The sequence below is a fragment of the Streptomyces dysideae genome, assembly GCF_001514305.1.
In the GTDB taxonomy this organism is placed as follows: domain Bacteria; phylum Actinomycetota; class Actinomycetes; order Streptomycetales; family Streptomycetaceae; genus Streptomyces; species Streptomyces dysideae.
The window spans coordinates 1-17,947 of sequence record NZ_KQ949144.1 but is presented as its reverse complement, the minus strand read 5'-3'; the positions used below and the strand labels follow the sequence as shown (position 1 = coordinate 17,947).

Genomic DNA, 17,947 nt, shown 5'->3' with positions numbered 1-17,947 from the left:
GTCGTGTCTCAAAGTCGGCTTCCCTACTGCATGTCCAACGGCCTTGCCCGGCTGCCCGGACAGGGGCGGCCCTGAAATCATTTCGCCCGTGCTCGCCTCGTCCGCTACGGTCGCGGGGTTGTTTTCACTGCTGGGAGCCCATGAGGTTTCGCGTGTGGCCTCCCCGGCAGTTCCCAGGCTGAGAGCAGGTTTCGTTATGGCATGTCGTATCAGTGAACTCGTGCTCGGTTGCCGCGACCCTGAGGTGCTGGCGCGGTTCTGGTGCGAGGTCCTGGACTTCGTCGTGCTCGATCGCGAGGACGACGGCACGTTGGAGATCGGGCCGCGCGAAGGGTTCGGTGGTCCGCAGCCGACGATCATCCTCAGTTACAGGGATGAGCCGGAGAGGGGGAAATCCCGGCTGCACATCGACGTCAACGCCACCGACCGCGATCAGGACGCCGAGCTAGAACGCCTTCTGAAGCTCGGTGCGCGCCCGGCCGACATCGGCCAGACCGGGGACGAACAGTGGCATGTCCTGACCGACCCCGAAGGTAACGAGTTCTGTCTGCTCAAGGCCCGCCTCAACCCACTCTGATGCTCATCGGTCACGCCTCGGCACCAGGTACCTGGGGTCTGCCTCGAAGTCCGGTGTGACGGGCGTGTCGTGATCGTGAAGTAAGTGAGGACTCCGGTAGAGGGTTCATCGACCAAGAAGAACCTGAACACCGGAGACCTCGTGTGACGGCGGCCATGCCAAGCTCCAGGTGGGCGGCCAGTTGAGTCCAGGCTGATGGCCATCAGAATTGGCTCTTCCAAGATTTTCGTGAGCCGGCTATGCGGCCGTCATGCTCGTCACCCTGTGTGGTCGCCGACTGGCGGCGACGAGCAGGACGCGTTTTCTCAGCAGCGGAAGTCCGGCGCGCCCTCCCATTTGCCGTTTGATCGCCTTGATGTCCGTCACGCGCCCCTCAACTACCCCTGAGTTCCAGGTCGTGCTCAGTCCGCGGATGACAGCGTCGAGGTCGTTGCGCAGGTTACGGGCGAAGCCGCCGAGCGCAGCTCCGTCCAGTGGAGACGTTGCTGATCATCACGGCTGCCGTTCTGTGGGGGCTTGCTTACACCTCGCGCCGCGGACCGGCTGTCCGTGCTGCCTGAGGAACCCTGGCGCACAACCTGCCCTGCAGGGCACCCATTCGGCGGCATCGCCGCCACCGAGCCCCGCCCCGAACCGGGCATCTGGCTGCCGCTCGCCGCGATCACGGTCCCCCTGCTCGGCGTCGCCGAGCTGTTGCCCGATGCCGGCGGCAGCTCGACGACCGTGGTGCTCGGCTCCCTTGCGTTGGGTGCCAGCTACCTCGTGCTCTTCCTGATCAACCCCAAGGGCTTCGGGTTCGGCGACATGAAACTCGCCCTCGCCCCGGGCGCCGTCCTGGGCTGATACGGGTGGCGGGACCGTCCTGATCGGGACCTTCGCCGGGTACCTGCTCGCAGTAGCGGAGAGTTATCCCGGACCTGCCCAAAGGAGAAGGAGTCAGGTGGCTTGGAGCCGGTAGTGCAGCACGTCGGTGACACTGGCAGGGGCTGGCTTGCCGTCAGGATCGGTGACCGCAGTCACGGCCAGGCCAGCGGTCGTGGCCAGCTTCTCGAACTGGTCCCGGGTGTACCAATGCAAGATCCACGGGCGCTCTACAACGCTGCTGTCTGAGCCGTGGTGGCGTTCGTAGCGCAGGAGCGTCGTCTGTCTCCGAGCTGTCTCGTCGCGTTGCTCAGCGACGACGGACACCCGAAGCTCGGCCCCGTCGGATGCAGCAGCCGTGCTCACGCGGCGGATCTGTTCGGACGGAGTCGGTGCGGGGGTGAACAGAGGCACCAGGGCGATGCCGTCCCCCGCCAGGTGAGCGCGGATGCCGCGCAGGGCGGCAAGCGCTGTGGCGTCGTCCGGGAGCAGGTTGAAGGTCGGCCCGGCGAGGAAGATCGCCCGGTAGCGGCGGGGCAGGTTCAGGGCCTCCATGCGCTGGTGAAACACAGTGGCGTGGATGCCTTGATCGTCTGCTCGGCGCCGGAGGCGCTCCAGCATGTCCGCGGAGGAGTCGACGCCCTCGACCTCCAGCCCGCGACGGCGCAGTTCGAGCAGAGGGTCACCGTCTCCGCACCCCAGCTCCAGTGCTGGCATGCCGACTTGCTGAATGAAGGCTGCATAGGGCTCGGGGGCCTGGGAGAAGGACTTCAGCGGTCCGTAGAGCTCTGCGACGATGCCGGTGTAGAAGTCAGCTGGGTCCACGCCCATCACCCTATGCAAACCCATCCCGTGCGTTCACTCGAAATATCGAGACCGGGTCACCCCTGCTGAACCCTGGTGTTGCCCAAACTCGTTGGAAGTTGCGCAGCCAGGCTGCCATCTGTCAGTCGAACATACCCGCATAGGGATGTGGACGAAGGCTCCCGCTCGGCCCCACAACGAGAGGTCGCTGAGAGGGCATTCGTCGAATTCTGGGGTCATGAGCCGTCGGAGGAACTCGGCCATGCCACAGAACTTCGACGCCCTGCCCGGGGCGGGCCTGCGCGACTGCGCCGACACCTGGACCGCCAGCAGCTACCTCTTCCTCGCCGAGGCCGACGGGCTCCGCCACGCACGACCGCCGCGCCGACCGGCGGATGAGAGAACCACCTGGATGCCCCCGCCCGGGCGACTCACCGTTCCATGTTCGCCTACGAGGCGGGGGAGACACGTGCCAGACGGCGGGCGAGGGTGTCGAGGTCGTCCACGAGGGTCTCGTGGAGGTGCGTGGTGAACCGGGCGGTGAGCAGCGTGGTGCTGACCGCGACAGGGGCAGTCCGGTTGCCGGGGAGGGCGACTCCGACGCAGGTGATGCCCTCGGTGTTCTGCTCGCCGTCGACGGCGTAACCGCGCTCGCGGATGCCCTCGAGGTCGCGCGGAGGGCGTCCATGGTCCGGTGGGAGCGGGGTGTGAACGCCAGCAGCTTCCGCACTCTCGCGAGGCGCCGGTCTATTTCCTCCAGGGGGAGGGAGGCGAGCATGGCCTTGCCGAGCGAGGTGACCACGGCCGCCATACGGCGCCCGATGTCACTGGCCAGCCTGACGTGCTGGCTGCCGTCGTGCCGGGCGAGATACACGACGTCGAGGTCGTCCAGGGTGGCCAGCAGCAGGGTCTCCTGCGAGGCGACGGGCAGCGCCGCGGTGGCCGTGCGGAATTCGCTGACGATGTCGGTGCCCGCGAGGAAGCCCTGCCCGAGTTCGAGCACCTTGTAGTCCAGAGCCCGGCGGCCGTCGACGCGGCGGATCATGTGGCTGTCCTCCAGAGCCGTGCAAAGGTTCACCACGGTGGACTTGGCCAGGTCGAGGGCGCGCGCCCGTTCCGTCATGGTGCTTTCGACGGAGCGCAGGGAGCAGGCAGCGGGATCGTCGGCCCGTGGCTGTGGTGCGACCTGGGTCATGAGGCTCGTCCACGGACAGTCTCCTGAATGCCGTACGGCATGCGCGGCCGACCAAGGCGCCCGCCATTGCTGTCTGAGGCGGCCGTCGGGCTTCGAGAGGGCCCGAGCTGGGTGCGTGATGGCCGGGGAGTGACTACATCGTGAAGTTCCTGGGGGATGTGAGTGAGTTCTCCCCGAGCGCGGTCAGCGCCCTGTTCGCGGCTTTCGGCGTGGCGTGTCTCGCCGGGGTGAGCATGCTCGGTCTGTACTCGGTCGGCAGCGATCCGGTGGCTGCGGTGGTGTTCCTGGTGCTGATGGGCGGTGCACTCGGGCCGGCGTTCATGACCACCCAGAATGCGATGCTGCACTGCGCGCCGGGCCGCACGGATATCGCACTCGCGGCCAACTCCGGTTTTACAACGCCGGTATCGCGGCGGGTGCCGCGCGCGGCGGACTGGTCCTGCCGTTGGCCGACGCGCGGGGCGCCTTCCTCGTCGGCGAACGGTTGACCGCTGCGGCCTGCGTTGTGCTCCTCGGCGACTGGCTGTTGCGTTACGGACCGGAGTCCGTTGAGGAGAATGACACGACGACGGGACGCAGTATCGTGAGCAATTCCGCGTGATCATGAGCACCGTCCGAGCGAAATCCAGGTGATCACGAGCAACGGCGACGCACAGTAGTTACGGGTGGAAGCGACCGGCGGCTTCTCTCAACTCCTGTCTGTAGATGAGTCGCATGCAAGGATGTCGCCCGTGACCAGATCGTCTTCCTCCCCTGTCGACGAGGGCACGCCTCGCAACTACGGCCTGGGTCCCCGTGCCGCTGCCGTGCTTGTGTTCGGGTCCTCGGCCGCAGTCCTGGTGGTCGAGATCGTCGCTTTGCGGCTGCTGGCCCCCTACCTCGGTCTCACCCTCGAGACCAGCACCATGGTGATCGGCATCGCCCTCACCGCGATCGCCCTCGGCTCCTGGTTGGGTGGGCGCATCGCCGACCAGGTCGATCCACGCCGGCTCATAGGCCCCTCGCTCGGGGTGTCGGGAGCGGTCGTGGCGCTCACCCCTGCCGTGCTGCGCACCACTGCGGAGTGGGCACCAGCGATGCTCTTCTTGATCGCGTCGCTGACCATCCTCGTGCCGGGCGCGCTGCTCTCTGCGGTGACGCCGATCGTCACCAAGTTGCGTCTTACCAGCCTCGCCGAGACCGGAACGGTTGTCGGCCGACTGTCCGGCGTCGGCACCGTCGGCGCCATCGTCGGCACGGTCCTCACCGGCTTCGTCCTCGTATCGCGGTTACCGGTCAGCGGCATCCTGATCGGCCTCGGAGCACTGCTGATGGTCGGCTCGGCGCTGGTTGAGTGGCGAAGGCGCGGGTGGAGCAGCACCCCTGCGCTGACACTCGTGGTCGTTGCCGGCGGCCTTGCCACTATGGTCGCGCCTGGCGGCTGCGACACGGAGACGAGGTACCACTGCGCACGGGTCGTCACAGACCCCGACCGGGGCAGCGGCCGCACACTCGTTCTGGACGGCGTGCGGCACTCCTACGTCGACATCGACGACCCGACCTTCCTGGAGTTCACGTATGTGCGCGCCATCGCGTCGGTGGTCGATGCCGCCTTTCCCGAAGGTGAGCCACTTGCTGCCCACCACCTGGGCGGCGGTGGGCTGACCTTTCCCCGTTACCTCGCGGCCACGCGGCCCGGGACGCGCAGCCTTGTATCCGAGATCGACAGCGGGGTTGTGCACATCGACCGCGACCAACTCGGTCTGGGATCAGAAGCCGGTATCGGCGTACGCGTCGAGGACGGCAGGCTCGGCCTGCGGCGACTGGACGCCGGCAGTCGTGACCTCGTCGTCGGCGACGCCTTCGGGGGCGTCAGCGTGCCGTGGCACCTCACTACGGTGGAAGCGATGACTGACATACGGCGGGTGCTCAACGAGGACGGCCTGTACGTTGCCAACCTCATCGATCACGGTGCTCTGGCCTTCGCACGTGCCGAAGTAGCCACCCTCAGGGAGACCTTCGAGCACGTCGCCCTCGTCGGCGAACCCACCGACATCGGCCTCGACCCGACCGCCACCCCCGAGGGCGGCAATCTGGTGGTGCTCGCCTCCGACCGACCAGTCGACCTACGCGCGACCCAAGAAGCGCTGGACGCCCGGCAAACCGGCTGGAAGATCGCCACTGGCGACGACCTCACCTCCTGGATCGGCGATGCCCAACTGCTCACCGACGACTACGCACCCGTCGATCAGCTCCTCCAGCCCTACAGCCCACGGAGCAGCCAGTGACAGGACACACGTCCAGGCCCTGCCGACGCACCTGAACAAGCTGCCCCCCGCCTACGCCCCTCCTGGCCTTGGTCCGGAGTTTCACTGTGGAGAACGTCGACTCGATGGGGTTGGTCGTCCGCGGGCACGCCATGGCGTCCGGGAAAGGCTGCTGGGAGCCTCAGGCGAAAGGGGCGGCCGCACGCGCCGAGAAGTTCTGCTGACGAACGGCGTCAAGCCGCGAATCCGATGTTGGTGACGTACTCGTACTGACCTCACTCGGAGCCGAGGTCTACCGCTGCGTCGCTGACCCAGGCGTCGTCCAGGGCCTCGTCGTCATTTGGCCCATGCCTCGACGATGCGGTCCCAGTGGCGGACGTTGAGCGTGCGGTACGAGACCGCGCGCCGGCGGGGCCGGTCAACCTGGGACTGGTTGACCGGGTGGAACTCGACGCGGGTGCCGGCCTTCTTTGCGAGGCGCTGGAGCCTGACCTCGGGTGCACGGTGAGCATCAAGCTCGAAACGGCGAACCGGGTCCGCAGCTTCAAGGCCCGCGGCACCGAGGTAGTTGCGAGCCTGCTCGCCGACCATGGCTCGCGAGCCGCGGTGTGCGCCAGCGTGCGGGCAACCTTGGCCAAGCCCTCGCTTGGTCCGGTCGCGGCCGGGGGCTCGACGTCACCGTAGTGGCATCCCGCTTCGCAACTCGGGCCAAGCTTGATCGCATCCGCGCGTTGGACGCCAGGTTGGAGCTGGTGGACGGAGACCACGAGATGGCTCGCGAGCGGGCGGCGGCCATCGCGCGGTACGACGGCATCCGGCTGGTCGAAGACAGCCTGGACATCGAGACCTGCGAGGGTGCGGCGACCATCGGCCTGGAACTGGTGGACACCGCGCCGTCGTTCGACGCCGTCCTGATTGCTCTCGGCGGTGAGGCGCTGGCCACAGGCGTGGGTCATGCGGTGAAGGCATTGGCACCAGAAGTCGAGGTGATCTGCGTCCAGCCGCTGGGCGCACCGGCGCTGACACACTCGTGGCGCCAACGGCGTGTCGTCACCACTGACTCGACCAACACCATCGCTGACGGCGTCGCCGGCCGGCGTCCCATACCGGCCGTCCTGGACGACCTCCTCCTGGTCGCTGACGACGCCGTCCTGGTCCAGGAGGCGTCGATCATCACCGGTATGCGGATGCTCCTCTACCACGCCGGCCTCGTCGTCGAACCTTCGGCCGCGCTCGGCATCGCGGCGATCCTCGAAGACCGTGACCGCTTCGCCGGCCGACACGTCGTCACCATCGTGTGCGGCAGCAACGTCGACGTAGACGCCTACCACCGCTGGGTCGGCGCGGCTCCCATCCACAGGCCTTGACAATTGCTCAACCACGCTGCTCGGGCCAGCCCTACCATCAGCTCAAACCGGCTCTGCTGGTGACAACCGTTGGGCTTCGGTATATCAGGGTCGGTAACCGTCTCCAGGCGGGCGGGTGGCAGCGGATGCCGACGATGCTGCCGTGCGGTTGCTGCCCCCCTCGGCTTCAACGTTCCGTGTCCTCGGGCTGCTCCTTGTCCTGGGACGCAGCTGTCGGCTCCGGTGCGTCGGGGGCGGTGTAGTAGACCGAGGTGCCCTGCTTGGTGCGCTGAGCCTGGCTCTTGGCGACGAGCCCTTCGAGGGTGACCCGTACGACCTTGGTCTTGATGTCGCGCTGGGGATGGGCCTGGCCGAGTGCGGTGGAGATTTCCGCAGCGGAGCGCGGTTCGCTCTGCCCGGCGAGGTGGCGGCGGATGAGTTCCACCAGGGTGGGCTGGGTTGTCTTCGCGGCGGCCGCCTTGGGTGCGGGCTTCTTGGCGGCTGGCTTGCTGGCCGCTGGCCCTGTCTGTGTGGCCGTGGTCTTCCGTGTCCTTTGCCTGCCGCGGGGACCGGTGTCGGCATCCTCTCGGGGGGAGGGCACTGCGGTGCCCTTGGGCGTGACCGCGGGCTCGGTCGGTGTTTTCGTGATGCCGAGCGCCTGCTGCATGTTCACCAGCACGGTGTGGTCTTGCTGCAGAGCGGTCAACTGCTCTTGCAGGGCGGTGATTTCCGCGCCGATGCGTTCTTGCTCCTTGAGGTTGTTTGCGAGGTCGCCGGTCACCTGGGCGATGTACTGCGATGTCAGTTCCGTGGTGCCAGTCGTACTTTCGGACATGGCGCTTGACCTTTCCTCGGTGGGCGGCCGTGATCGTCCGCGGGCGGCTGCGGACCGGGGCAGTGCTCCTCCCAGTCAGTGCCGACGGGACCGTATGTCGCCATCACTGCCGCAACGTGCCTTGGCATAGAGATAGTACGGACAAGCGAAGCCAGTTGTTCCTCTCGCGTGGCGCGTCTGTCCGAGGCCGGCCCCAAGGCCGCGGTGCCTGGCACCTGCGGGGCCCTACTGCAGGGCGGGTTCGTTCGGGCGACCACCCTTCACGACCACGTCGAACTGATCAGCACCGCCCGGCGTCCTGGGCCGGGTTTCCTCGGGTGGCCGGCCCTTTGAGTGTCTGTGGTCCGTCAGCCACGCGGGTAGGTGCCCGGTGTGTGGCCGAAGGTGCGCCGGAAGACATCGATGAACGCGCTGGCGGACGACCAGCCGCACCGGTGCGCGACCGCAGTCACCGGTGTGTTGTCGGCCAGTAGGACCAGCGCGTGGTGGAGTCGGAGCTGGGTGCGCCATTGCGGGAAGGTCATGCCGAGTTCGCTGCGGAACAGCCGGGACAGGGTGCGGTCGCTCGCCCCGATCTCACGGCCCAGTTCGGCGAGGATGCGGCTGTCGGCCGGATCGGCGTGCAGGATGTTGCACAGCGTCTGCACCAGGGGCGCTGTGGGCGTGGGCAGGTGCAGTGGCTGCTGGGGCGAGGCCCGCAGCTGGTTGAGCAGCACCGCGCGTAGCCGGGCCCGTTCGGGGCTGTTGTCGTCCTGGGCGCCTGTGTAGGCGACGATCAGTTCGCGCAGCGGCGGGCCCACGGCGAGCACGGTCGGTGTCTCCAGGGCGAGCGGGTTCTCGGTCGCCGGCAGTCCCACCAGGTGCAGTTCGAGCTCGCCGTGGGTCTGGTGGGCGTGCACGGTGCCGGCGGGTACCCAGATGGCACGGGTGCCCGGGGCGCCCCAGGAGCCTGCGCTGGTGGTGACGGCCAGCACTCCGCGGCCGGCGTAGACGATCTGGTGGTCGTCGTGGCGGTGGGCGTCTATCGCGGCGCCGGGTGCCAGCGACTGGGTGCGGGTCGGCGCGACCGGCTCATGGCGGATCTGCGTCATCGTATGGCAGTTTATCGGAAGTACGACACGGTCCTCGGCGCGGACCATGACGGGGTGCGAAAGAATGCATCGATCACACAGTTGTCCGTCGGGCACGCCTGCGTCGAGACGGCGGCGTAGCTGTAGGCGCGCTCGGCGGCGAAGAACGGTACGAGGGACGCCACGGCGCCCTGGTAGGGTGCGGAACAACAGCCAGCTCGGTACAGGTATCAGGACCAGTGGTGCCAGGGCTGTTTGCAGATGCCGCACTCTCTCCCGTCCGGCCCGATCACTGCTGACCAGCCCGCTCCGCCAGGATCCCGCCGCTCCGCCGAAATGAACGGCCCGTCAGACTTTACGGTCCAGGAATCCTGCCCGCTGCAGGAGTGGGGCTGCACTGCCGCTCTGTGGCAACGCCATCGTGGTGCTCTACCAGGGGGACTGACCGTGTTCACCGGACCTCGGTCGACTGGAGGGCCCCGCCTACCGCGCCGTTGAGGGCTGCGGTTTCGGGTGGGTTCCCGCTTCGCTGCGCGGTGCCGGGACGAGTCCTGGTCTTACCTGCGCTCCACGGGCTGACACCGCGAGTCCGGCGGCCTTGGCGACGTTGACCGCCGCGTTGATGCCAGCATGTTCAGGGATGTACCAGTGCGGCGGGGGCACGAAGGCGGGGCAGGAGACCGTTTCTTGCCGTCGAGATCGCACGCGACGGCTTCGAGTGCCTGGCAGCGTGAAATGAGGCGCGCGCCGTCCCGTGTCCAGTGACGGTGGCGGACAAGTTCATCGGCGCGGACTTACTGCCTGCCGACCGGCTGCGCGAGTACCGGGCTTACCGGGACACGGCGCAGCCGCATGCCACCGCGCACCGCAGCACAGCCGAGCTCGCCAAGTGACCTCGCCCTCCGGCGACTTGTCCCGGCCAGGGCAGGGCCCACGCATGGACGATTTCTTCTGGGAGATCGTGGCGTGCGGTGATCATCCAGGCGATGGAGTGCACCCTCTGTCCACAAACTTCATGGAGTATCCATGCGTCGCAAGCGCACCATCGGTCTGGCCGCGACCGTCGCGACCCTTTTCACGCTGAGTCTGGGGGCCGGGCAGGCGTCCGCCAGTACGGTCACGGGCACCTCAACCTCCACCAGTTGGGGCTTCGCCTCGACCAAGACCCAGTGGCGGTTGAACCCCTAACGCCTCGACCCGGTCTACCTCTACGTCAAGGACAAGGTGGCCGACGGCCACGGCGTGGCCGTGCGCCTGGTGACCACCGGCGACGCCGGGACGGTCCGCTACCAGCTGCGCCGGGTGTCCACCGGCGTCGGCACGTACGGTGAGTGGTACACCTACGCCAACCTCGGCGGCTGGATCAGTCGGGCTTGGATCGAACTGTGCCAGATGGAGGGCACCACGGTGCTGCAGTGCGTCTCCTCCTCGGTCACGTACCCGGCCTACGACGACAGCGGCAACGCCGATCCGTTCTGAGCCCACCGGTGCTGAGCCGACCGCCGGGAGCCGGCCGGGCGAGGTCCCGGTCGGCTCACTCGGCTGCGCTGCGGTGCGCGGTGGCATGCGGCTGCGCCGCGTCAAATGAGGTGCTTCAGTTTCGACGACCAGTACTTCGACAATGCCCGCAAGCTGGACGTCGACCACCTCGTCCCGCTCTCCGAAGCCTGGGACAGCGGTGCCTGCGGCTGGACGGCGAAGGAGCGCGAGGCGTACGCGAACGATCTGGACGACGAGCGTGCGCTGATCGCGGTGTCCGCGGCGAGCGACCGGTCCAAGGCCGACCAGGACCCCCGTACCTGGCTGCCGCCGTACGCCGTCTACCTCTGCCGAGCTGCGCTCTCCGAAGCGCTGAGCCGCTGCCCCAATGAGCCCATCACGGTCACGCTCGCCTGGTAACGGCGGGTCAGGGCCGCGGGCCGCACACGCGAAAGCCCCGGCTGGACGGGGGGAGACCAGCCGGGGCCGTGGGCGGTGACGTGCGGAGGGCGGTCGCCTCTCGGCGGAGGGCTCCATGGGGCTTCAGCCGGACGATCGTCCCCATGGGCTGTAAGCGAGGCCCGGGGACACTGTCCCCTCCGCAGCCACGTCTGGATGAACGGTCAACCGTCCTGGGGGTGTTCCCGGCCCGTCGCCGCTACCGTGGTGAGCTGGGGCACACCCCTCGGAGGGGTTCAGTCGAGGAAGTCGGCCACGAGAGGGGCGAATTCATCCGGGGTGACCAGCCGGATGCCGAGGGCTTCGGCCTTGGTGCGCCTGGATCCGGCTCCTTCTCCGGCGACGACCAGGGTGGTCTTCTTGGAGACGCTGGAGGAGGCGCGACCGCCGGCGCGTTCGATGAGTTCGTTCATCTGGTTGCGGCTGAGCCTCTCCAGCACTCCGGTCATCGCGCCGGTTACGACGACTGCCATACCGGCCAGGGGCATGTCCGCCCCATCCGCGGCCGCCGGGCTGGCGCCGTCGGCGGTGTCGCCGGTCGCGGGGGAGGAGCCAATGGCGCCGGGTTCGGTCATGTTCACCCCGGCCGCGGCGAGTTTGTCGATGAGCGGGGCGAGTTCGGCGAGCTCCGTGACGATGGACGGGGCCTTCTCGGTGCCGATGCCGTCGACCTGCTGCATCGTTTCGGCGTCGGCGGCGCGGATGGCGTCCATGGTGGCGAAGTGGCGGGCGATGCGGGGGACATGGACCGTCCGGTGCCGCGGACACCGAGCGCGCACAGCACCCGCGACAGCGGCTGGCCCTTGGCTGCGCCGATCGCGGTGAGGAGGTTGTCGGTGCTGGTCTCGCCCATCCGCTCCAGGCCGAGCAGTTGTTCACGGGTGAGGGTGAACAGGTCGGCGAGATCCGCCACGAGGCCGGTGTCGACGAGCTGGACGACGCGGGTGTGGCCGAGGCCTTCGATGTCGAGCTGGTCGCGGCCGGCGGCGTAGGACAGGGCGCCGACCAGGTGGCAGTTGCGGCCGTTCTCGCGGCGCCAGCGCTGCTCGCTGGTGTCGATGCCGGACCCGCACCGCGGACATATCTCGGGGAAGACGATCGGCTGTTCGTCGCCGGTGCGCAGGTGGGCGACGGGGGCTTCGATGCGGGGGATGACGTCGCCGGCCCGGTGGACCATGACGTGGTCGCCCAGGCGCAGGTCGCGGCGGGTGATGTCAGCCGGGTTGTGGAGAGTGGCGAAGGTGATGGTGGAGCCGTCGATCTCGACCGGTTCCAGCACGGCGCGCGGGGCGATGATGCCGGTGCGGCCGACGTTCCACTCCACCTCGAGCAGGCGGGTGATCTTCTCCACGGCGGGCAGCTTGTAGGCGATCGCCCAGCGAGGGGCGCGCGAGCCTGATCCGGCGGCCTGCTGGTCGGCAGCCAGATCTGCCTTGATGACGATCCCGTCGATCCCGAACGGCAACTCGGCGCGCAGCGCCGCGATCTTCTGCACCTGGGCCAGCACCTGCTCGGCGGTGTCGGCGGTGATCCCGGGCACGGCGGTGGCAGCGGTGGTGTTCACCCCGTACTTGGCAGCCTGCGCCATGAGCTCGCTGTGGGCGAGTTCGCCCAACTGCTCCGCCAGGACCCTCTCGGTGTCGGGCAGGGACAGCAGGCCGTAGCCGAAGAACGTCATCGCCACCGTGTAGGCGCGGTCCCTGGCGCGCAGGGTGCCCGCCCCTCCGCTGCGCGCTCGACGGTGACCGTGGCCTCGCAGCGCGGGAGCCGCCTGCGCTACCTCGGTGCCGATGGTGTCCCGGCGGCGAGGGCGCGGTTGTGGTGCACGCGCTTCACTACGCCGAGGCCGAAGACACATCCCAGCCACCAGCTGCTGTAGCCGATGGCGGCGAAGACCGCGTAGTAGAGCAGGGCGAAGATCAAGCCGTTGATGAAGTGCGCGCCATAGCCGAGGGCTTTTACGCGGGTCCGGTCGCAGGTGAAGGCGGTGCCGAGCAGGAACGGCAGGTCGATGGGGGTGAGGTTGAAAGCGTTGGCTGCGCGTAGGCCAGTGGTCAGCACCAGAGTGCCGGCGAGCCCGCCCGCCAGGGCCGCCCAGATGCTCATAGCATGGCTGCCCCGATCGCGCAGGCGGCGCTGATCAGGGCCAGGTGGGACAGGCCCTGGGGCAGGTTGCCGAGGACGGCACCGGTCGCAGGGTCGACTTCCTCGCTGTAGAGGCCGACGTCGTTGCCGAGCGCCACGAGCTGCATGGGGGACCCGGCTTCGTCGGCGCGGCCGCATCGGGCGAGGGCTTCGGCGAGCCAGAAGGAACAGGCGAGGAAGGCGCCCTCGCCGCCGGGACACCGTTCGGCGCCGAGGGTTCCGCGTATGAGCGGGGCGCCGGGCGGACGGTAGCCGTGCAGCAGTTGACGGGAACGCCCGCGCGACGTGTCGGATGCGGTACGTGGGCGCCGTAGCCGAAGCGCGGCTGGACGCTCCAGCGCATGGGGACGCCGCCCGCGAGGCCATCGATCCGCCGGACCAGCTCCCGGCCGGGCGCCAGGGCGTGCGGGGTGGCCATGGCCAGCGCGCGGTCACCCGAACCGTGCCGTCGGCAGTGGTGAACGTCAGCACGTTGGTGCCGGGCAGATAGCGGCGGGCGGCGGTGCAGGGCACGTCGGGCAGGAGGAGGAACATGCCGCAGCGGACGGCGTCGAGGACCGCGGCGAACAGAGTCGGCGAGTCCGGGTCCGGCCAGGCCAGCCAGTCCACCGAGCCGTCCCGGGCTGTGAGCGCGCCGCAGCGGCCGCCCCTGATCACCGCCTAGTCCCGCAGCTGGGCGTACCCGTCCACCCTCGCCGGCTGGGCAACCGTGACGTCGGGCAAGCCCGTCCGCCGGTTCCGGAGCTTGTCCGGCACCGGCAACGAAGGGTCCGGCCTGGACCGTGCAGCACTCACATGAGGGCTTCTTTCCCGGTCCAGCGCGGTGGTGAGGAGGAGTGGGCCAGGGGGCGCGCGGTTGTCGGCCGGGACGGCTGTGCTGGTGCACGACCTTGCTGACCAGCCGATCCGAAGCAGTGCCGTTGCGATTCCGGCAAGCCGTGCTTCTGCGGATGGCCCGTCGGCTCCGCTCATGGGCGGCGTGGGCGCAGTCCTTCAGGCCACGTGGGAGCCACGGCGCAGCTGGATCGGCTGAGCGTGCTGCACTGCTTGTTCATCGCTTTCCTGCAGCGGGGTGAGTCGGATACCGGCGTGGTAGTCCTGGACCAGCATCCAACCCAGGAAACCGGCACCGAGCGTGCAGGCGAGTCCCGCGGCTGACAGTGTCAGTCCCGGGGTGACGCCGGTCGCCGGGCCATCCCAATGTGTGGCGTAAATGCCGAGGCTGGCGCCGAAGAGGCCCAGGGCGGCGACATTGAGAACGCCGTGGGCAACGCCGACGGTCTTGGCCGCCGAACGGCGGGGAATGCCGAACGCCAGGTCGACGATGCCCGGCAGGGCTGCCAGCAGTGCCGTGCCGACTCCGGCGATATTGAGGGCGATGGCCAGGTTGAGCCAGAACTGCTGCCCGTTGGACGCGTAGACGGCGAAACCCACCAAGGTGCCTGTGTAGCAGGCCACGGGGTAGCCGACGAGCATCGGGTGGATGGGATGACCTGCGATGGTGACCTTGCTATACATGGCGCCTCCAGGGGCACGAGGCCAGTCCCTTCCAGGCTCACCCTCCACGGGCGGAAGTGCCAGCGGGGGAGCGGATCCTGCGAGGAGGTGCAGCACGTGACGGCAGGACAGCTCGGGACATGTGCTGAAGGCTGAGTGAGGAGCACGGTGTGGAGCCTCGTTGCCGCAGCTCATCAAGGTCAGACGTAAGAGACTTCAGCGGGCCCTCCCTCGTGCGCCCCGCCGCGCCTCCCGCAGCCGGGCCTGATGGCCGGGGATAGGCAGATGCGATGGAACGTCGCAGATGGATCCGTCGCAATCCGCAGGCAAGGGTATGCGCCGGTGGTCAGGCGTGACGAGCGGCTCAACAAGCCGAAGGTCTTGTGGGACTTCTGGATTATCGGCAACTCCCTTGACGGGTTCGCCGAGTCGCTCCGGAACCGGACAGGGCTGCCGTTCGGCTACATTCAGGCGTTCAAAGCATGCCCAATTCCTGCCGCCCAGTCTCAATGCTCGACTTTCGCAGTTCTGACTGACCGTCAGGCAGGTAGCTCGCATGGGTGACCTGTGGCCGTCGGCCCACCTCGGTGGCAGACAGCAAGGAAGCATCGGCGGTGCTTGCGTCGCCTGCTGTGAGGGACCCGCCGATGCTTCCGGACCCGACCGTCCCCGCATCCCTGCTCGCTGTGCTCACCTCTTTGCGCGGCAGCTTCACCTCCCCGACCTTCTCTACCTTCGCCGCGCTGGTCACCGGCCTGATCGCGCAGACCGGCCGGGGCACCGTCACCGGGATGCTGCTGGGCGCGAACTTGACGCGTCACTGGTCTCACGACCGGGCCCATGCCTTCTTCGCCCGCGCCCGCTGGGACCCGCAGACGCTTGGCGCGTCGCTGTCCCACCTCGTGGTGAGCTCGCTGGTGCCCGACGGCGCCCCGCTGACCGTGGTGGTGGACGACACGCTGTTCAAACGGCGCGGGAAGAAGGTCTTCGGTGCCGCCTGGCAGCACGACGGCTGTGCCGCCGGCCGCGACGGGATCGGCTACGGCACCTGCTTCGTCGTCCTCGGCCTGATCGTGGACCTGCCGTTCCTCCCCCGGTCGGCGTGTCTGCCGGTGGCCGCCCGGCTGCACCGCCCGAAAGGCGAGCAGACCAAGGTCGAGCTGGCCGCTTCCATGACCCGGTTTCTGGCGGCATGCCACTGGGGCAGGCGTATCGATGTGGTCGCCGACGCCGCCTATCACGGCAAGGCGCTGCGCGACCTGCCCGCATCTGTCACCTTCACCACCCGGCTGCCGGCCAACGCGATGCTCTACGCCCTCGCTCCGCCGCCGACCGGGCGACGCGGCAGGCCCCACCTGAAAGGCGACAGGCTCGGCACGCCGGCCGAGCTGGCCGCCGCGCTGATGTTCACCCCGGTGACTGTGACCCGCTACGGCCGCACCGAAACCGTGTTCACTGCCGAGACCACCTGTCTGTGGTACGGCTCCTTCCACACCCGAGCGGTGAAGGTGGTACTGCTGCGCGAGGACACCACCGACACCGGCTACGACCTGGCGCTGGTGGCCACCGACCTGACCGGCCCCGCCGGACAACTGGTCGCCCGGTACGCCGCGCGGTGGTCCATCGAGGTGACCTTCGCCGAGAGCCGCACGGTCCTCGGCGTCGGACAGGCACACAACCGGACCCGGCGCGCGGTGGAGCGCACCGTGCCGTTCGGCCTGCACTGCTACACGATCACCGTGCTCTGGTACGCGCTGCACGGCCACCACCCCTCCGATGCCGCCGAGCGCCGCGAGCGCGCCCCGTGGTACACCACCAAGACCGATCCGGCGTTCGCCGACATGGCCGCCAAGCTCCGCCGCACCGTCATCGCGGCCCGATTTCTGCCCACCGTCCCAGGTCGGCCCACGGATGCAGAAATCCGGGAGGTCCAGCACGCCTGGGCCGCCGCCGACGGTGACCAGGCAGCCTGACCCCAGCACAGACACTGACGGCTGGTCAGAACAGCGAAGGTCGAGATTGATCTTGATGAAGCTCGTCCAGGTGCCACTTGTCCCCGGGCCGGGGCCGCCGGCGGCGCAGCGCGTCGGCATGGCTCTGCCCGAACTTGGAACACCACTGCCGGATGGTCTCGTGGGAGACGACGACACCGCGCTCGAGTATCAGCTCCTCGACCTCGCGGAAGGACAGCGGGAAACGGTGATACAGCCACACGCAGTGCGCGATGATCTCCGCCGGGTACCGGATGCATGGGGCAATCCGTGGAATGTCCTGGGAGGCACGCCGGGTTGCCTTCGCGGTGTCCCGCACAAGGGGCGGGGTGCCGTGGTTGGGCATGGTGTCGGCGGCGGAGGCGGTTACGGAGCATGGCCAGGCGGAGAGCACGTGGAGCGGGCGGTCCGTGGCCCGGTCGTCTGCGGCGCGCGGCGGGAGGGGGTGTGGCCGGGCTGGTCGCGGGAGTGCCGGTCGGGTGGCTACTGGGGCGTCAAGGGGCCTTCGGCAGAGGGGACTTGGACGCTGCGGGCGCGGTCGGGGTCGCGGGCTGGTGGCCGTACGCCGGGTATGTGGTGGTGGCGGGGGCCGTGGCCGGGCTGGTTGTGGGGCGGCGGGGCTGCGGTGGCCGCTGTCGGCGGGGGGCTGGTTGGGTTGGTCGGCTGGCTGGTGTGGCCGCTGCCCCTGACGCCCGTGCGCGGCTCGCCGCTTCGAACGCCGCGCCGTGCGCGGCAGTCCGCTCGACGTGACACTGGTCAGTGACTCCAACTTCCTGCTGTTCACGCCGATGCCGGCCTCCGTGGTCTCCGGCACGCTGGAGCCTGCCCACATCAGCGTGCCCGTGCGGGCGGCGGCCCAACGCACCCGGATCCGACACGGCAGGGTCGAGTCGGTGGACACCGATGCTCGCGTCGCACGGCTGGACGCGCCGGCCGGGGTGAGCGGGAGATCCCGTACGACCATCTGGTGCTCGTAGTGGGCTCGGTGCCGCACATCCCCGCCCGTGTGCCGGGTGTGGCCGAGCACGCGCTGACGCTGAAGAGCCTCGATTCGCTCCGACCACCGCGCCCGGGGTCCGGCCTGCACGGTGCCAGCGGGCCAGCACAGCCCGGCCGTAGTTGTTCGTGCCCGCCACAGCTCGGTTATCGGCGGCGGTTCGGGTCCGTACGGTTCACCGGCATGAGACGCGCTCGCTACCGCGGCCCGCGAAAGACTCATCTCGAGCACGTCTTCGCCGCTGTCGCGCTCAACCTCATACGCCTCGACGCCTGGTGGAACGGGCGTCCTTTGGACCGCACCCGTGTCAGCCACCTCGCCCGGCTCGACCTCTCCCTCGCCGCGTGACCCCGGGACACGTTCGTTGATGGCACCCGCACTCGGGGAGCGCGAGGCTCTGAACAGTGTGAATACCGCTACCTTTCCCGGGGACGGGGACTAGTAG

Annotated in this window: 18 protein-coding genes and 5 pseudogenes; 12 read left to right on the top strand and 11 right to left on the bottom strand. The window is 68.8% G+C overall.

What is annotated here, in order from left to right; translation table 11 throughout:
- The first annotated feature begins 196 nt into the window (after positions 1-196).
- Positions 197-577, top strand: coding sequence for a VOC family protein (locus AQJ91_RS47255; protein ID WP_067036244.1), 381 nt, complete (start codon positions 197-199; stop codon positions 575-577).
- 516 nt (positions 578-1,093) lie between these two features.
- Complete coding sequence (locus AQJ91_RS47250) at positions 1,094-1,420, top strand: A24 family peptidase (RefSeq protein ID WP_324618069.1); 327 nt, start codon at positions 1,094-1,096, stop codon at positions 1,418-1,420.
- 93 nt (positions 1,421-1,513) lie between these two features.
- Here AQJ91_RS47250 and AQJ91_RS47245 read toward each other — a convergent pair whose 3' ends face one another.
- Positions 1,514-2,263: a class I SAM-dependent methyltransferase gene (locus AQJ91_RS47245; protein ID WP_067036247.1), complete on the bottom strand. Its 750-nt coding sequence runs from the start codon at positions 2,261-2,263 to the stop codon at positions 1,514-1,516.
- A gap of 121 nt (positions 2,264-2,384) precedes the next feature.
- Positions 2,385-3,437: an IclR family transcriptional regulator domain-containing protein gene (locus tag AQJ91_RS58815; protein WP_199848218.1), complete on the bottom strand. Its 1,053-nt coding sequence runs from the start codon at positions 3,435-3,437 to the stop codon at positions 2,385-2,387.
- A 140-nt stretch (positions 3,438-3,577) separates the two neighbouring features.
- On the opposite strand from AQJ91_RS58815, the gene AQJ91_RS47235 reads away from it, so the two are divergent.
- Together AQJ91_RS47235 and AQJ91_RS47230 are read left to right on the top strand one after the other, a co-directional pair.
- The gene (locus tag AQJ91_RS47235; protein ID WP_067036234.1) at positions 3,578-3,925 is read left to right on the top strand and encodes an MFS transporter; all 348 of its coding nucleotides are present in this window, start codon (positions 3,578-3,580) and stop codon (positions 3,923-3,925) included.
- Positions 3,926-4,159: 234 nt separating this feature from the next.
- Positions 4,160-5,704 carry a fused MFS/spermidine synthase gene (locus AQJ91_RS47230; RefSeq protein ID WP_456113468.1) on the top strand — a complete coding sequence of 515 codons (1,545 nt, stop codon included), beginning with the start codon at positions 4,160-4,162 and terminating at the stop codon, positions 5,702-5,704.
- A 254-nt stretch (positions 5,705-5,958) separates the two neighbouring features.
- Here the strand turns inward: AQJ91_RS47230 and AQJ91_RS47225 are convergent.
- Positions 5,959-6,214: pseudogene (locus tag AQJ91_RS47225) on the bottom strand (transcriptional regulator); the annotation flags it as partial.
- Here AQJ91_RS47225 and AQJ91_RS47220 point away from each other — a divergent pair.
- A pseudogene (locus AQJ91_RS47220) lies at positions 6,113-7,050 on the top strand (threonine ammonia-lyase). The pseudogenes AQJ91_RS47225 and AQJ91_RS47220 sit on opposite strands and share 102 nt — an antisense overlap.
- A 166-nt stretch (positions 7,051-7,216) precedes the next feature.
- Here AQJ91_RS47220 and AQJ91_RS47215 read toward each other — a convergent pair.
- Positions 7,217-7,864, bottom strand: a complete 648-nt coding sequence (locus AQJ91_RS47215) for a hypothetical protein (protein ID WP_067036228.1) — start codon at positions 7,862-7,864, stop codon at positions 7,217-7,219.
- Between the two features lie 347 nt (positions 7,865-8,211).
- Positions 8,212-8,955, bottom strand: coding sequence for a helix-turn-helix transcriptional regulator (locus AQJ91_RS47210; RefSeq protein ID WP_067036224.1), 744 nt, complete (start codon positions 8,953-8,955; stop codon positions 8,212-8,214).
- A 746-nt stretch (positions 8,956-9,701) separates the two neighbouring features.
- On the opposite strand from AQJ91_RS47210, the gene AQJ91_RS57660 reads away from it, so the two are divergent.
- The 4 genes from AQJ91_RS57660 to AQJ91_RS47200 all read left to right on the top strand — a co-directional run bounded on the left by AQJ91_RS57660 (position 9,702) and on the right by AQJ91_RS47200 (position 10,833).
- Positions 9,702-9,827 carry a hypothetical protein gene (locus AQJ91_RS57660; RefSeq protein ID WP_267891322.1) on the top strand — a complete coding sequence of 42 codons (126 nt, stop codon included), beginning with the start codon at positions 9,702-9,704 and terminating at the stop codon, positions 9,825-9,827.
- Between the two features lie 133 nt (positions 9,828-9,960).
- Complete coding sequence (locus AQJ91_RS54240) at positions 9,961-10,122, top strand: hypothetical protein (RefSeq protein ID WP_159054830.1); 162 nt, start codon at positions 9,961-9,963, stop codon at positions 10,120-10,122.
- 36 nt (positions 10,123-10,158) lie between these two features.
- The gene (locus AQJ91_RS47205) at positions 10,159-10,413 is read left to right on the top strand and encodes a hypothetical protein (protein ID WP_067036221.1); all 255 of its coding nucleotides are present in this window, start codon (positions 10,159-10,161) and stop codon (positions 10,411-10,413) included.
- 105 nt (positions 10,414-10,518) lie between these two features.
- The gene (locus tag AQJ91_RS47200; RefSeq protein WP_067036218.1) at positions 10,519-10,833 is read left to right on the top strand and encodes a DUF1524 domain-containing protein; all 315 of its coding nucleotides are present in this window, start codon (positions 10,519-10,521) and stop codon (positions 10,831-10,833) included.
- Positions 10,834-11,108: 275 nt separating this feature from the next.
- Here the strand turns inward: AQJ91_RS47200 and ligA are convergent.
- The 5 genes and pseudogenes from ligA to AQJ91_RS47180 form a co-directional block, all read right to left on the bottom strand.
- Positions 11,109-12,598: pseudogene (gene ligA, locus AQJ91_RS47195) on the bottom strand (NAD-dependent DNA ligase LigA); the annotation flags it as partial.
- A gap of 50 nt (positions 12,599-12,648) precedes the next feature.
- Positions 12,649-12,978, bottom strand: coding sequence for a hypothetical protein (locus AQJ91_RS47190; RefSeq protein WP_067036215.1), 330 nt, complete (start codon positions 12,976-12,978; stop codon positions 12,649-12,651).
- The gene (locus AQJ91_RS55005; protein ID WP_199848217.1) at positions 12,975-13,124 is read right to left on the bottom strand and encodes a glycoside hydrolase family 15 protein; all 150 of its coding nucleotides are present in this window, start codon (positions 13,122-13,124) and stop codon (positions 12,975-12,977) included. The genes AQJ91_RS47190 and AQJ91_RS55005 overlap by 4 nt, the downstream gene beginning before the upstream one ends.
- A 415-nt stretch (positions 13,125-13,539) precedes the next feature.
- Positions 13,540-13,626, bottom strand: a pseudogene (locus tag AQJ91_RS57105) (hypothetical protein); the annotation flags it as partial.
- 384 nt (positions 13,627-14,010) lie between these two features.
- Positions 14,011-14,535 (bottom strand): DUF2231 domain-containing protein, encoded by a 525-nt coding sequence (locus AQJ91_RS47180; RefSeq protein ID WP_067036209.1) that lies wholly within the window; start codon positions 14,533-14,535, stop codon positions 14,011-14,013.
- Between the two features lie 626 nt (positions 14,536-15,161).
- Between AQJ91_RS47180 and AQJ91_RS47175 the strand changes: the two genes are divergently transcribed.
- Complete coding sequence (locus AQJ91_RS47175) at positions 15,162-16,487, top strand: IS701 family transposase (protein WP_067036206.1); 1,326 nt, start codon at positions 15,162-15,164, stop codon at positions 16,485-16,487.
- 58 nt (positions 16,488-16,545) lie between these two features.
- Here the strand turns inward: AQJ91_RS47175 and AQJ91_RS51535 are convergent.
- A pseudogene (locus AQJ91_RS51535) lies at positions 16,546-16,782 on the bottom strand (IS6 family transposase); the annotation flags it as partial.
- Positions 16,783-17,230: 448 nt separating this feature from the next.
- On the opposite strand from AQJ91_RS51535, the gene AQJ91_RS47165 reads away from it, so the two are divergent.
- The gene (locus AQJ91_RS47165; RefSeq protein WP_067036200.1) at positions 17,231-17,482 is read left to right on the top strand and encodes a hypothetical protein; all 252 of its coding nucleotides are present in this window, start codon (positions 17,231-17,233) and stop codon (positions 17,480-17,482) included.
- A gap of 203 nt (positions 17,483-17,685) precedes the next feature.
- Complete coding sequence (locus tag AQJ91_RS51530) at positions 17,686-17,850, top strand: hypothetical protein (protein WP_199848219.1); 165 nt, start codon at positions 17,686-17,688, stop codon at positions 17,848-17,850.
- Positions 17,851-17,947: the final 97 nt, after the last annotated feature.